Source organism: Streptomyces sp. NPDC058221 (assembly GCF_042882365.1).
Classification (GTDB): Bacteria; Actinomycetota; Actinomycetes; order Streptomycetales; family Streptomycetaceae; genus Streptomyces.
This window is the reverse complement of record NZ_JBHVWF010000011.1, coordinates 1-13,338: the sequence shown is the minus strand read 5'-3', so window position 1 is coordinate 13,338 and position 13,338 is coordinate 1. Positions and strand designations below refer to the sequence as shown.

General features: G+C 71.1%; 13 protein-coding genes. 11 read left to right on the top strand and 2 right to left on the bottom strand.

The genetic code is table 11. From position 1 onward, the window contains the following. Window positions 1–17: 17 nt before the first annotated feature. Window positions 18–1,241, bottom strand: coding sequence for a threonine aldolase family protein (locus tag ACFVW8_RS05975; RefSeq protein WP_389686475.1), 1,224 nt, complete (start codon window positions 1,239–1,241; stop codon window positions 18–20). 223 nt (window positions 1,242–1,464) lie between these two features. Between ACFVW8_RS05975 and ACFVW8_RS05970 the strand changes: the two genes are divergently transcribed. The 10 genes from ACFVW8_RS05970 to ACFVW8_RS05925 all read left to right on the top strand — a co-directional run bounded on the left by ACFVW8_RS05970 (window position 1,465) and on the right by ACFVW8_RS05925 (window position 9,699). Then, on the top strand, window positions 1,465–2,412 hold the full coding sequence (locus ACFVW8_RS05970) for a Rossmann-like and DUF2520 domain-containing protein (RefSeq protein ID WP_389686473.1): 948 nt from the start codon (window positions 1,465–1,467) through the stop codon (window positions 2,410–2,412). Then, on the top strand, window positions 2,409–3,470 hold the full coding sequence (panC, locus tag ACFVW8_RS05965) for a pantoate--beta-alanine ligase (RefSeq protein ID WP_389686471.1): 1,062 nt from the start codon (window positions 2,409–2,411) through the stop codon (window positions 3,468–3,470). The genes ACFVW8_RS05970 and panC overlap by 4 nt, the downstream gene beginning before the upstream one ends. Next, window positions 3,467–5,224, top strand: a complete 1,758-nt coding sequence (locus ACFVW8_RS05960) for an L-aspartate oxidase (RefSeq protein ID WP_389686469.1) — start codon at window positions 3,467–3,469, stop codon at window positions 5,222–5,224. Before panC ends, ACFVW8_RS05960 begins: the two co-directional genes overlap by 4 nt. A 2-nt stretch (window positions 5,225–5,226) precedes the next feature. Continuing rightward, complete coding sequence (gene nadC, locus ACFVW8_RS05955; RefSeq protein ID WP_389686467.1) at window positions 5,227–6,261, top strand: carboxylating nicotinate-nucleotide diphosphorylase; 1,035 nt, start codon at window positions 5,227–5,229, stop codon at window positions 6,259–6,261. Next, window positions 6,261–7,058 carry a type III pantothenate kinase gene (locus ACFVW8_RS05950; RefSeq protein WP_389686465.1) on the top strand — a complete coding sequence of 266 codons (798 nt, stop codon included), beginning with the start codon at window positions 6,261–6,263 and terminating at the stop codon, window positions 7,056–7,058. Before nadC ends, ACFVW8_RS05950 begins: the two co-directional genes overlap by 1 nt. 185 nt (window positions 7,059–7,243) lie before the next feature. After that, window positions 7,244–7,822: a hypothetical protein gene (locus ACFVW8_RS05945; protein WP_389686627.1), complete on the top strand. Its 579-nt coding sequence runs from the start codon at window positions 7,244–7,246 to the stop codon at window positions 7,820–7,822. Between the two features lie 43 nt (window positions 7,823–7,865). Then, on the top strand, window positions 7,866–8,045 hold the full coding sequence (locus tag ACFVW8_RS05940) for a hypothetical protein (protein WP_389686463.1): 180 nt from the start codon (window positions 7,866–7,868) through the stop codon (window positions 8,043–8,045). 124 nt (window positions 8,046–8,169) lie between these two features. Further along, window positions 8,170–8,652 (top strand): BlaI/MecI/CopY family transcriptional regulator, encoded by a 483-nt coding sequence (locus tag ACFVW8_RS05935; RefSeq protein WP_389686461.1) that lies wholly within the window; start codon window positions 8,170–8,172, stop codon window positions 8,650–8,652. Between the two features lie 9 nt (window positions 8,653–8,661). After that, window positions 8,662–9,219: an amino-acid N-acetyltransferase gene (locus ACFVW8_RS05930; RefSeq protein WP_311311808.1), complete on the top strand. Its 558-nt coding sequence runs from the start codon at window positions 8,662–8,664 to the stop codon at window positions 9,217–9,219. A 144-nt stretch (window positions 9,220–9,363) separates the two neighbouring features. Further along, window positions 9,364–9,699, top strand: coding sequence for an Lsr2 family protein (locus tag ACFVW8_RS05925; protein ID WP_363071198.1), 336 nt, complete (start codon window positions 9,364–9,366; stop codon window positions 9,697–9,699). On the opposite strand, the gene ACFVW8_RS05920 is transcribed toward ACFVW8_RS05925, so the two are convergent. Next, window positions 9,678–10,289, bottom strand: a complete 612-nt coding sequence (locus ACFVW8_RS05920; RefSeq protein WP_389686458.1) for an SCO3374 family protein — start codon at window positions 10,287–10,289, stop codon at window positions 9,678–9,680. The two genes, ACFVW8_RS05925 and ACFVW8_RS05920, sit on opposite strands and share 22 nt — an antisense overlap. A 442-nt stretch (window positions 10,290–10,731) precedes the next feature. On the opposite strand from ACFVW8_RS05920, the gene ACFVW8_RS05915 reads away from it, so the two are divergent. Then, the gene (locus ACFVW8_RS05915; protein ID WP_363029574.1) at window positions 10,732–13,260 is read left to right on the top strand and encodes an ATP-dependent Clp protease ATP-binding subunit; all 2,529 of its coding nucleotides are present in this window, start codon (window positions 10,732–10,734) and stop codon (window positions 13,258–13,260) included. Window positions 13,261–13,338 lie beyond the last annotated feature (78 nt).

The window sequence follows — 13,338 nt, the reverse complement described above, 5'->3', positions numbered from 1 at the left end:
TGAGCGCCGCGCGGCGCTCAGCGCCGGATCCCCTCGGCCACCCGCTTCAGGAACTCGTCCAGGGCCGCCTTGACGTCGGCGGCTGTCCACTCCAGCCCCTCGGCCCCGACCGTGACCTCCGTGAGGGAGAGTCCGGGGGGTGCGGCGGGCGCCGGGTACCAGCTGCGGAAGAGCGACACTCCCGTCTCCTCCGCCTGCCGCACCGCCGCCTCCGTCAGCACGTCGGCCCCGTACGGCAGCCACACCTGGAACTGGTGCGTGTGCGGCGGCTCGGGGTGCACCCGGGACCACCCGGTAGCGGACTCCGCGAACCCCTCGGCCAGCGCCGCGGCCACCAACCGTGCCTGTGCCACGTACGACGGCAGCTTCGGCAGCTCCCGGTCCAGGCCGCTCAGGGCGGAGAGCGCAGCCGGGAACTGCTGGAAGAGCTGGCCGCCGTACCGGTGCCGCCAGGTACGGGCCTCGTCGATCAGCGAGGCGGAACCGGCGAGCGCGGCGCCGGAGATTCCGCCGAGGGTCTTGTAGAACGACACGTACACGCTGTCCGCGAGCGCCACGATCTCCGGCAGCTCCCGCCCGAAACGGGTGGTGCACTCCCACAGCCGCGCCCCGTCGAAGTGGACCACCGCGTCGCGTTCGCGCGCGGCCGCCACCACTGCCTCCAGCTCCTCCCAGGTGGGAAGGACGAAGCCCGCGTCACGCAGCGGAAGCTCCAGCATCAGGGTGCCGAACGGCTCCTCGAAGTCACGGATCTCGTCCGCCGTGGGCAGCCTCGGCGCCGACGTCGGATGGACGGTACGCAGCCCGCTCACCGCGCCGAGCGCGCCGCGCTCGTGCGCCTCGGGGTGGGCCAGCGGATGCAGCGCCACCGTCGGACTGCCGGTCCGTCCGGCCCAGCACCGCAGCGCGACCTGCTGGGCCATCGTCCCGGTCGGGAAGAACGCGGCGGCCTCCGTGCCCAGCACCTCGGCGATCCGCTGCTCGAGCTCGGTGACGACACCGTTGCCGTAGATGTCCCCGGGCCGGTCGAGATCGGTGACCGTGCCGGCCTCGGCGGCCAGCACTTCCAGCTGTTCGCCGAGCGAGCGGTCGAGCGGCGACCGGTGCAGGGTCCGTCCGGCCTGCCGCCAGGCGGCCAGCCGGCGGAGCGTGGGGGCGTCGTCCTCGTCCCGCTGCCCGTCGCCGGAGTCCGCTGCCTCGTCCGCCGTCCTGCCGTGCGCCTGCTCGTTCATGTCTGCCATGGGACGATCATCACGCAGAACGGGGCTGCCGCCCACGGGTTATCGCGAGGCCGCTCCCTTCGGTCCGTCCGGCGGCCCGTCGGTGCGGTCCGGCCGGGACGCCCTGCGGGGCACGGAGTTTCCCACAGCCTGTGGACGGCCCGGAGCCGGACGAAACGCTGGCGTAGCATGCAGAGAAATCGTCCGGTACCCCCCGCGGACTGGAACGGAAGGCCACTGCCGCGTGAATGCAACAGCCCCGAAGGACCCTCTCGACGCGAGGGACCGCCCTGCCCGCCTCACCGTCGGTGTCGTCGGCGCGGGCCGTGTCGGCCCCGCCCTGGCCGTCGCCCTGCAGCTCGCGGGACACCGCCCGGTCGCGGTCTCCGGCGTGTCCGACGCCTCGGTGCGCCGCGCCGCCGCCCTGCTCCCCGACGTCCCCCTGGTGACGCCCGCCGAGGTCCTGGCGCGCGCCGAGCTCGTCCTGCTGACCGTCCCCGACGACGCGCTGCCGGGCCTGGTGGAGGGCCTTGCCGAGACCGGCGCGGTCCGGCCGGGACAGCTCATCGCGCACACCTCCGGGCGCTACGGCACGAAGGTGCTGGACCCCGCGCTGCGGGCCGGCGCCCTGCCGCTCGCCCTGCACCCGGCGATGACGTTCACCGGCACCTCCGTGGACGTCCAGCGGCTGGCCGGCTGCTCCTTCGGCGTCACCGCACCCGAGCAGCTGAGGCTGGCGGCCCAGGCGCTGGTCATCGAGATGGGCGGCGAGCCGGAATGGATCGCCGAGGAGTCCCGCCCGCTCTACCACGCGGCCCTCGCCCTCGGCGCAAACCACCTGGTCACGCTGGTCGCCCAGTCGATGGAGCTGCTGCGCACGGCGGGGGTGGCCGCCCCCGACCGGATGCTCGGCCCGCTGCTCGGCGCCGCACTCGACAACGCCCTGCGCTCCGGTGACGCCGCGCTGACCGGCCCGGTCGCCCGCGGTGACGCCGGCACGGTCGCCGCGCACATCGGCGAGCTGCGCACCCACGCCCCGCAGACGGTGGCCGGATACGTCGCCATGGCCCGCGCCACCGCCGACCGCGCGCTCGCCCACGGCATGCTCAAGCCGGAGCTCGCCGAGGACCTGCTCGGCGTCCTGGGCGACGGCGGCCGCACCGGCGGCACCGGACCGGAGGAGTCCCGATGACCGATCCCGCCGCCACCCTGCTCCGCACCGCCGCGGAGCTCGATGCCTATGCCCCCGCCGACGGGCACGCGTACGCCCCCGTCGACAGCACGGCCGACACCGGCCGGACCGGGCCCGAGCGCGCCGTCGTGATGACCATGGGCGCCCTGCACGAGGGCCACGCCTCGCTGATCCGTACCGCACGCGCTGTTGTGGGCCGGGCCGGTCAGGTCGTCGTCACCGTCTTCGTCAATCCGCTCCAGTTCGGGGAGGCGGCCGACCTCGACCGCTACCCCCGCACCCTCGACGCCGATCTCGCCCTCGCGGGCGCGGCCGGTGCCGACGTCGTCTTCGCCCCGTCGGGCGACGAGGTCTACCCGGGCGGGCAGCCGCAGGTCCGCATCTCGGCCGGCCCGATGGGCGAGCGTCTCGAAGGGGCCTCGCGCCCCGGGCATTTCGACGGGATGCTCACCGTCGTCGCCAAGCTGCTCCACCTCACCCGCCCGGACCTCGCGTTCTACGGGCAGAAGGACGCCCAGCAGCTGGCGCTGATCCGCCGCATGGTGAGCGATCTGAACTTCCCCGTGGAGATCGTCGGCGTGGAGACGGCCCGCGAGCCCGACGGGCTCGCGCTCTCCAGCCGCAACCGCTTCCTCGACCCTCAGGAACGGCACACCGCGCTCGCCCTGTCCAGGGCCCTGTTCGCCGCCCGCGACCGGCTCGCCGCCCAGCAGGCGCTGCACGCCCGCGCACTGGCCGGCGGGGCGAGCGAGGGCCGGGCCGCCGGGCTCAACCGGCTCGGCGAGGCCCGGCTGGCAGCCGACGCGCAGGCGGTCGCCCGCGCCGGGCAGGACGGCGGACCCGCCGCCGTGCGCGCCGCGGCCCGCGCGGTCCTGGACGAGGCGGCGGCCGAACAGCCCCCGCTCGCCCTCGACTACGTGGCGCTCGTGGACCCGGCCGACTTCACCGAGATCCCCGACGACCGCACGGCCGGCGAGGCGGTACTCGCCGTCGCCGCCCGGGTGGGCGCCACCCGCCTCATCGACAACATCCCGCTGACCTTCGGAGCCACCGCGTGACCGGAATACGGCTGACCGCCCCCGCCCCCGGCTGGTCCATCGACGCCGATGTCGTAGTGGTCGGCTCCGGCGTGGCCGGCCTCACCACCGCACTGCGCTGCGCCGCCGCGGGCCTCGCCACCGTCGTCGTCACCAAGGCGCGGCTCGACGACGGCTCGACCCGCTGGGCCCAGGGCGGCATCGCGGCGGCCCTCGGCGAGGGCGACACCCCCGAGCAGCACCTGGACGACACCCTGGTCGCGGGCGTCGGCCTGTGCGACGAGGCGGCAGTGCGCCTGCTCGTCACCGAGGGCCCGGACGCCGTGCGGCGGCTGATCGGCACCGGCGCCCACTTCGACACCACGGACGACGGCGACATCGCGCTGACCCGGGAGGGCGGTCACCACCGCCGCCGCATCGCGCACGCGGGCGGCGACGCGACCGGGGCGGAGATCTCCCGCACCCTGGTCGAAGCGGTCCGCGAAGCCGCCCTGCACACCGTCGAGAACGCCCTGGTCCTCGATCTGCTGACCGACGCCGAAGGCCGCACCGCGGGCGTCACCCTGCACGTCATGGGCGAGGGCCAGCACGACGGCGTCGGCGCGGTCCACGCCCCCGCGGTGGTCCTCGCCACCGGCGGCATGGGCCAGGTCTTCTCCGCCACCACCAACCCCTCGGTCTCCACCGGTGACGGTGTGGCACTCGCGCTGCGGGCCGGCGCGGAGGTCTCGGACCTCGAATTCGTCCAGTTCCACCCCACGGTCCTCTTCCTCGGCACCGGCTCCGAGGGCCAGCAGCCCCTCGTCTCGGAGGCGGTACGGGGCGAGGGCGCCCACCTCGTCGACGCGTCCGGCACGCGCTTCATGCTCGGGCAGCACGAGATGGCGGAGCTCGCCCCGCGCGACATCGTCGCCAAGGCCATCACCCGGCAGATGCAGCTGCACGGCACCGAGCACATGTACCTCGACGCCCGCCACTTCGGCGCCGAGATGTGGGAACAGCGCTTCCCCACGATCCTGGCCGCCTGCCGGGCCCACGGCATCGACCCGGTGAAGGAGCCGATCCCGGTCGCCCCGGCCGCGCACTACGCCTCCGGCGGCATCCGCACCGACCTGCGGGGACGTACGACCGTGCCCGGCCTGTACGCCTGCGGCGAGACCGCCTGCACCGGTGTGCACGGCGCCAACCGGCTGGCCTCCAACTCGCTCCTCGAAGGTCTGGTCTTCGCCGAGCGCATCGCGGCGGACATCGTCGCGGACCGCCCCCGTGCGGGCGCCGAGGCCGTTGCCGCACATCCGGTGACCTCGCCGCTGCTGGCCCCCGAGGCCCGGGGAACGATCCAGCGCATCATGACCCGCGGCGCGGGCGTCCTGCGCTCCGCCGACAGCCTCGCCAGGGCCGCCGACGAGCTGGAGGACCTGCACCGCAGCGCGTTCCTGAAGGCCGGGGCGACCGAGCCGAAGCTCGCGGAGCCCGGTGTCGAGGCCTGGGAGGTCACCAACCTCCTCCTGGTCTCCCGGGTGCTGGTCGCCGCGGCCAGGGAGCGCGAGGAGACCCGCGGCTGCCACTGGCGTGAGGACCGGCCCGAGCGCGACGACGAGCACTGGCGCCGGCACCTCGTCGTACGGCTCACCTCCAACCGGCAGCCGACGCTGCCTGCCGCGGCGCTCGTCCTCCGTCGGACGGATACCGAGGCATTCGGCCCCGTACGCCCGTCCGGGCGAGCAGACTGCGCAGCAGCAGGCACCACCCACCCCACCCCCGAGGAGCCGTAACCGTGAGCACGCCCGAAGAGAATCCGCGCCCCACACCCGTGGACGTACCGCTGATCCAGATCGGCGCGCCCGCACCTGCCGCGGGTGGCTGCGGGGACGGCTGCGGCTGCGGCGGGGACGACGGCTACGAGGAGGAGTGCGGGCTCGACCCCTCGCTCGCCCGGCTCCTCGCCGATGCGGGTCTTGACCCGGTGCAGGTCGAGGACGTCGCGCACGTCGCGATCGCGGAGGACCTCGACGGCGGGGTGGACGTCACGACCGTGGCCACCGTCCCCGAGGACGCCATGGCCACCGGCGACTTCACCGCCCGGGAGGCGGGAGTGGTGGCCGGTCTGCACGTGGCCGAGGCCGTCCTGTCCATCGTCTGCACGTCCGAGTTCGAGGTCGAGCGGCACGTGGAGGACGGCGACCGCGTCGCCGCCGGCCAGAAGCTGCTGACCGTCACCACCCGCACCCGTGATCTGCTCACCGGCGAGCGCGGCGCGCTCAACCTGCTCTGCCGGCTCTCCGGCATCGCCACCGCCACCCGCGCCTGGGCCGATGTGCTCGAAGGCACCGAGGCCAAGGTCCGTGACACCCGCAAGACCACCCCGGGCCTGCGCGCCCTGGAGAAGTACGCGGTGCGCTGCGGCGGCGGGGTCAACCACCGCATGTCGCTCTCCGACGCCGCGCTGGTCAAGGACAACCACGTCATCGCGGCAGGCGGGGTCGCCGAGGCCTTCAAGCGGGTCAGGGACGAGTTCCCGGACCTCGCGATCGAGGTCGAGGTCGACACGATGGAGCAGGTCACCGAGGTGCTGGACGCGGGCGCCGATCTGATCCTGCTGGACAACTTCACCCCGTCGCAGACGGCCGATGCGGTCGCCCTCGTCGGCGGCCGCGCGGTCCTGGAGTCCTCCGGCCGGCTGGCGCTGGGCTCCGCCCGCGCCTACGCCGAGGCCGGTGTGGACTACCTGGCCGTCGGCGCGCTCACCCACTCCTCGCCGATCCTCGACATCGGCCTGGACTTCCGCGACACCGACGGGGCCGGCGCCTGATGCTGCTCACCATCGACGTCGGAAACACCCACACCGTGCTCGGTCTGTTCGACGGTGAGGAGATCGTCGAGCACTGGCGGATCTCCACCGATGCCCGCCGCACCGCCGACGAGCTGGCGGTGCTGCTCCAGGGCCTGATGGGCATGCACCCGCTGCTGGGCATGGAGCTGGGCGACGGCATCGAGGGCATCGCCATCTGCTCCACCGTCCCCGCCGTCCTGCACGAGCTGCGCGAGGTGACCCGCCGCTACTACGGCGACGTCCCCGCCGTTCTCGTCGAGCCGGGCATCAAGACAGGCGTGCCGATCCTGATGGACAACCCGAAGGAGGTCGGCGCGGACCGCATCATCAACGCGGTCGCCGCCGTCGACCTGTACGGCGGTCCGGCGATCGTCGTCGACTTCGGCACGGCCACCACCTTCGACGCGGTCTCCGCCCGGGGCGAGTACACCGGCGGCGTCATCGCGCCCGGCATCGAGATCTCGGTCGAGGCGCTCGGCGTCAAGGGTGCCCAGCTGCGCAAGATCGAGCTGGCCCGGCCGCGCAGCGTGATCGGCAAGAACACCGTCGAGGCCATGCAGTCCGGCATCATCTACGGCTTCGCCGGCCAGGTCGACGGTGTCGTAGGGCGGATGAAGAAGGAACTGGCCGCCGACCCCGACGACGTCACCGTCATCGCGACGGGCGGCCTTGCTCCGATGGTGCTGGGCGAGTCGTCGGTCATCGACGAGCACGAGCCCTGGCTCACGCTCATCGGCCTGCGCCTGGTGTACGAGCGGAACGTCGCGCGCCTGTAGGGCCGTGTCCGGCGGATCAGGGCCGGACAGGGCCTGGCCGGGCCCGGAAACAGGCCCCGACCGGCGGTTCGGCGGTGCGACGGCTCCGCCGGGCCGCCGCGCCGCCCGACGGCCAGTTAAACGGATTTTGTCCATTTAGCACGTATTGTCGCGTCATGCCCACGCCTTACGGATCACGCGGCGGTATGGCGTTCAGCGCGGACGAGCTGCGAGTGCTCCGACGCGCCCTCGCCATCGCCCTCCATCCCGCGCCCCTGCCCGACGAGGATGTCCAGGACTGCCTGCGGCTAGCGGGCTCCGTGGACGAGACGGTCAGCGAGGCCGGACGGCTGCGCGCCTTCCTCCTCGCCGACCTCGTCCGCTACCGAAACGCCCTCCCCGGCTCGCTCAGCGGCTATCTGGAGCTCCTCCAGGACGCGCTGGCCGCCGGGTACGACCCCCGCCCCGAGGATCTGGCCGCGCTGCGCGCCCTGCGCGGCGGACCGGTCGCGGCGGCGCTCCTGGAGCGGTGTCAGGTGCTCGCGGAGCGTTCGGTGCGAGCCCGGCTGGCCGGCCGCTCCGTCGCCGCGACGACACCGGCGCCCCGCAGCCGGCTGCTCGCGCTCCCCGGCGGCCGCGCCGCGGAGCCGGACAAGCCGAAGGTCCCGGCGGCCCCGGCCCGGCCGGCGGCGCCGTCCGACCGCCCGGCCCCGAAGCCCTCCGAGGTCTTCCCGCCCCGCCGCCGTCCGGCACCCCCGCCGCAGCAGCAGCGCGCCGCGGGATAGGGGGCGCGCGGAAGTCCGTACCGGGCTCGCTACTCTGGACACCATGGACTACGTATCCGCGCTTGTGCCCCCCGTGGTGATGGCAGCCTTCTTCATCGGTCTGGTCGTGACGATCGTCAAGAGCCAGGGCGGCCCCAACAAGGCCAAAGAGGATGCGGCCGTGGATGCGGCGATCAGCCGCGCGGAGGCGGCCCACCAGGCCCCGCGGACCGAAGCGGTCTGACTCCGCGGACCCGCGCGCATTGCACGCAGCACCGTACGAAGGGCGTACGGCTCCGAGAGAGCCGTACGCCCTTTTGCTGTGTGAATAACCGGCTATTCCAGACATTTGGCACTAGGGTGACGCTGTGCCCCGTCAATTGGGAGAGCTGGAAGACGCCGTGATGACCCGGGTCTGGCAATGGAACCGTCCGGTCACCGTGCGGGAAGTCCTTGAGGACCTTCAGCAGGAACGGTCCATCGCCTACACCACCGTCATGACGGTAATGGACAATCTCCATCAGAAGGGCTGGGTCCGCAGGGAAGTGGACGGCCGCGCTTATCGATATACGGCGGTCTCCACCCGCGCCGCGTACTCGGCCGCACTGATGAACGAAGCCTGGTCGACGAGTGACAACCCGGCCGCCGCACTGGTCGCGTTCTTCGGCATGATGTCGGCCGAGCAGCGGGACGCTCTCCGGGACGCGATGCGGATGGTTGTGCCCACTCTTGCCGAAGATGCCGCGGACCCGAGCGGTGAAGCGGGCGATGAAGCGGTTGAAGCCGTCGGTGAACCGGTCGATGAAGCGGCCGAAGCAGCCGATGGAGCGGAGTCTGAGGCCGGGCGATAGCGTCGGGGTATGTCCTCAGAGCTTCCACAAACCGATTTCCAGACCGAACCGTCGGTTATAAACGTGGCCATCACCGTCCGACGTGCGAGGACGAGCGATGTGCCCGCCGTCCGGCGACTCCTCGACGGCTACGTACGTGAAGGCATCCTGCTGGACAAAGCAACGGTCACGCTTTACGAGGACATCCAGGAGTTCTGGATCGCCGAACGCGACGAGGATGCCAGGGTCATCGGCTGCGGCGCACTGCATGTGATGTGGGAAGACCTCGCCGAAGTCCGTACCCTCGCGGTCGACCACAGCATCAAGGGTGCGGGAGTCGGCCACCAGGTACTGGACAAGTTGTTGCAGACCGCCCGCTGGCTGGGCGTGCGGCGGGTTTTCTGCCTCACCTTCGAAGTCGACTTCTTCGCGAAGCACGGCTTCGTGGAGATCGGGGAGACTCCGGTCGACGGAGATGTCTACAGCGAGCTGCTGCGTTCCTATGACGAGGGAGTCGCGGAGTTCCTCGGTCTCGAACGAGTGAAGCCGAACACCTTGGGTAACAGTCGGATGCTTCTGCACCTGTGACCGCCGGAAGAAGCCCGAGCCCTATGTCCGAATCGCGCACGTTTCCCGTCTTCTTGCGCACCTGAACCTCTCCCGGGGGTTTGTGTTTTCCGGGGAAAAGCGGTTTCCTTTCCGCGTACTCCATTTTCGATGAAAGGAAATCCGGTGGCACAGAAGGTTCAGGTCCTTCTTGTTGACGACCTCGACGGCGGCGAGGCGGACGAGACCGTCACGTTCGCGCTGGATGGCAAGACATACGAGATCGACCTCACCACGAGCAACGCGGACAAGCTCCGTACGCTGCTGGAGCCCTACGCCAAGAGCGGTCGGCGCACCGGTGGCCGTGCGGCGTCCGGTCGCGGCAAGGGCCGTGCGGTTCCCGGTGGCAACAAGGACACCGCCGAGATCCGTAAGTGGGCACGCGAGAACGGCCACAATGTGAATGACCGCGGCCGTGTTCCCGCCGACATCCGTGAGGCTTACGAGAAGGCCAACGGCTGAGCAGCCGGTTCATCGGAGGAAAGTCCCGTCCGGGCGCGCATCAGTCGGGCCCGGTGGCATTCCGTCGCCACGGCGTCCACGATCCGGACGAGATCGGGAGTAGCCCCACCCCTGCTCCCGAAGCCGGAGAGGGCCGGGAGTACCGGTCCCCCCTCCTGCTCGTGCGGTGGGCAGGGGGGCCGCAGCCACACCGCGGCCCCCGGCGGGCCCGGCCGGCCCGGCGGTGGCGGTGCGGTGATCCGGCCGCCCGCGCCGAGAACGGTCATCGTGAGGGCGACCTGGCCCCACTCCAGCCAGTCGAGCAGCCCGGGCAGCTCATCCGCGCTCCCCGCGGCCACCAGCAGGCTCATCCGCCGGCCCATGAGAGCCACGGGGCCTGTGCGGCCCACCCGCCGCAGCGCCGCGTGCCCGGCGGCGGCGGGGACGACGAGCGCGTCGAACCGCAACCCGGTCAGCAGCCGCACCGGCGCGTCACCGGCGGTGGCCCAGCCGAGCTCCTGCTCGTACCACCGGGCGCAGCCGCCCCGCGGATCACAGCCGTCCCGCTCGGCGGGAAGCGGAATGCGGGGAGGCGGGACGGTGAGGGCCATGCTGGAAGAACTCCCGATCCCGTCCGGGGGTTACGCAGAGTCCTTGATCGAACGCGTAGTGTGTCCGGGTTGGGGGCGTACGGGCGCATTCAGGAGTACGAAGATGTTCGCCCGTAGCGGAGGGAACCCGCGTACGCCGCATGGACTGTCTGTAATTGCGGGTAAGACATCCCTAGTGGGGAAGGGGCGACACGCAGCCACCGGACGTCTCACGTTCGCCATCGGCGTACTGGCGATAGGGGTATCTGCCTGGCCTGCGGGAACATCGTCTCGCACCATCGGGTTGGAGCAGTTGTCGGCGTTCGGGGCGGCAGATCCCCCGGGAAGCAGGGCCGGGTGTCGGCAGTTGAAATGAGCGGTCCCCGCTTGCGGGACTAAGCTGCGGAAGGACAGGGAGGGGACCGACCCCTTACTGCCTGACCGCTCTGAGGAGCGATTAACGATGTTCGAGAGGTTCACCGACCGCGCGCGGCGGGTTGTCGTCCTGGCTCAGGAAGAAGCCCGGATGCTCAACCACAACTACATCGGCACCGAGCACATCCTCCTGGGCCTGATCCACGAGGGTGAGGGTGTCGCCGCTAAGGCCCTGGAGAGCCTCGGGATTTCGCTCGAGGCGGTCCGCCAGCAGGTGGAGGAGATCATCGGTCAGGGCCAGCAGGCCCCGTCCGGCCACATCCCCTTCACTCCCCGAGCCAAGAAGGTCCTGGAGCTGTCGCTCCGCGAGGCCCTTCAGCTCGGCCACAACTACATCGGCACCGAGCACATCCTGCTCGGCCTGATCCGCGAGGGCGAGGGCGTCGCAGCCCAGGTCCTCGTGAAGCTGGGCGCCGACCTGAACCGGGTCCGCCAGCAGGTCATCCAGCTGCTCTCCGGCTACTCGGGCGGCAAGGAGGCTGCCACAGCGGGCGGCCCCGCGGAGGGCACGCCCTCCACCTCTCTGGTGCTGGACCAGTTCGGCCGGAATCTCACCCAGGCCGCTCGTGAATCCAAGCTCGACCCGGTCATCGGGCGCGAGAAGGAGATCGAGCGGGTCATGCAGGTGCTGTCCCGCCGTACGAAGAACAACCCGGTCCTCATCGGCGAGCCCGGCGTCGGCAAGACGGCGGTCGTCGAGGGCCTGGCCCAGGCCATCGTCAAGGGCGAGGTGCCCGAGACCCTCAAGGACAAGCACCTCTACACCCTCGACCTCGGTGCACTGGTCGCCGGTTCCCGCTACCGCGGTGACTTCGAGGAGCGCCTGAAGAAGGTGCTCAAGGAGATCCGCACCCGCGGCGACATCATCCTGTTCATCGACGAGCTCCACACCCTGGTGGGTGCGGGTGCCGCCGAGGGCGCGATCGACGCGGCCAGCATCCTCAAGCCGATGCTGGCGCGAGGTGAGCTCCAGACCATCGGTGCCACCACGCTCGACGAGTACCGCAAGCACCTGGAGAAGGACGCCGCTCTCGAGCGCCGCTTCCAGCCCATCCAGGTCGCGGAGCCCTCGCTGCCGCACACCATCGAGATCCTCAAGGGTCTGCGCGACCGCTACGAGGCCCACCACCGCGTGTCCATCACGGACGAGGCGCTGGTCCAGGCCGCGACGCTGGCCGACCGGTACATCTCGGACCGCTTCCTGCCGGACAAGGCGATCGACCTGATCGACGAGGCCGGTTCCCGGATGCGCATCCGCCGGATGACCGCGCCGCCGGACCTCCGCGAGTTCGACGAGAAGATCGCGGGCGTGCGTCGCGACAAGGAGTCGGCCATCGACTCCCAGGACTTCGAGAAGGCGGCCTCTCTCCGTGACAAGGAGAAGCAGCTGCTGGCGGCGAAGGCCAAGCGCGAGAAGGAGTGGAAGGCCGGCGACATGGACGTCGTGGCCGAGGTCGACGGCGAGCTCATCGCCGAGGTCCTCGCCACCGCCACCGGCATCCCGGTCTTCAAGCTGACGGAGGAGGAGTCCTCCCGTCTGCTGCGCATGGAGGACGAGCTCCACAAGCGCGTCATCGGCCAGAAGGACGCCATCAAGGCGCTCTCGCAGGCGATCCGTCGTACGCGAGCGGGTCTGAAGGACCCGAAGCGTCCCGGTGGCTCGTTCATCTTCGCCGGTCCGTCCGGTGTCGGTAAGACCGAGCTCTCCAAGACGCTCGCCGAATTCCTCTTCGGCGACGAGGACGCACTGATCGCCCTCGACATGTCGGAGTTCAGCGAGAAGCACACGGTTTCCCGTCTCTTCGGTTCTCCCCCCGGGTACGTGGGATACGAAGAGGGCGGTCAGCTCACCGAGAAGGTGCGGCGCAAGCCGTTCTCGGTCGTCCTCTTCGACGAGGTCGAGAAGGCCCACCCCGATATCTTCAATTCCCTGCTCCAGATTCTGGAGGACGGTCGCCTGACCGACTCCCAGGGCCGGGTCGTGGACTTCAAGAACACGGTCATCATCATGACGACCAACCTCGGGACCAGGGACATCTCCAAGGGCTTCAACCTGGGCTTCGCCGCCCAGGGTGACGTGAAGACGAACTACGAGCGGATGAAGAACAAGGTCAACGAAGAGCTCAAGCAGCACTTCCGGCCCGAGTTCCTCAACCGTGTCGATGACACGGTCGTCTTCCACCAGCTCACCGAGGAAGACATCATCCAGATCGTCGACCTCATGCTCGCCAAGGTGGACGAGCGGCTGAAGGACCGCGACATGGGCATCGAGCTCAGCGCGGACGCGAAGTCGCTCCTGGCGAAGAAGGGCTACGACCCCGTGATGGGCGCCCGGCCGCTGCGCCGGACGATCCAGCGCTCGATCGAGGACATCCTCTCCGAGAAGATCCTCTTCGGTGAGCTGCGCCCCGGTCACATCGTGGTCGTCGGCACCGAGGGCGAAGGTGACGAGAAGACGTTCACCTTCCGCGGCGAGGAGAAGTCGGCTCTGCCCGACGTCCCTCCGATCGAGCAGGCGGCAGGCGGCGCCGGCCCGAACATGACGAAGGAAGCGTGACAGGCGCTTAGCGCCGCACGTCCGAAGGGGCGGGGGCCCCCCCCGGTGCGACGGCCGGCGGGGGCGCCCCAGAGGGGT

Coding starts and splice junctions, on each gene's coding strand:
- panC (WP_389686471.1), top strand. CDS start 2,409: ATGACCGATCCCGCCGCCACCCTGCTCCGCACCGCCGCGGAGCTCGAT.
- ACFVW8_RS05940 (WP_389686463.1), top strand. CDS start 7,866: ATGGACTACGTATCCGCGCTTGTGCCCCCCGTGGTGATGGCAGCCTTC.
- ACFVW8_RS05920 (WP_389686458.1), bottom strand. CDS start 10,289: ATGGCCCTCACCGTCCCGCCTCCCCGCATTCCGCTTCCCGCCGAGCGG.
- ACFVW8_RS05915 (WP_363029574.1), top strand. CDS start 10,732: ATGTTCGAGAGGTTCACCGACCGCGCGCGGCGGGTTGTCGTCCTGGCT.
- ACFVW8_RS05930 (WP_311311808.1), top strand. CDS start 8,662: ATGTCCTCAGAGCTTCCACAAACCGATTTCCAGACCGAACCGTCGGTT.
- ACFVW8_RS05975 (WP_389686475.1), bottom strand. CDS start 1,241: ATGGCAGACATGAACGAGCAGGCGCACGGCAGGACGGCGGACGAGGCA.
- ACFVW8_RS05945 (WP_389686627.1), top strand. CDS start 7,244: ATGGCGTTCAGCGCGGACGAGCTGCGAGTGCTCCGACGCGCCCTCGCC.
- ACFVW8_RS05950 (WP_389686465.1), top strand. CDS start 6,261: ATGCTGCTCACCATCGACGTCGGAAACACCCACACCGTGCTCGGTCTG.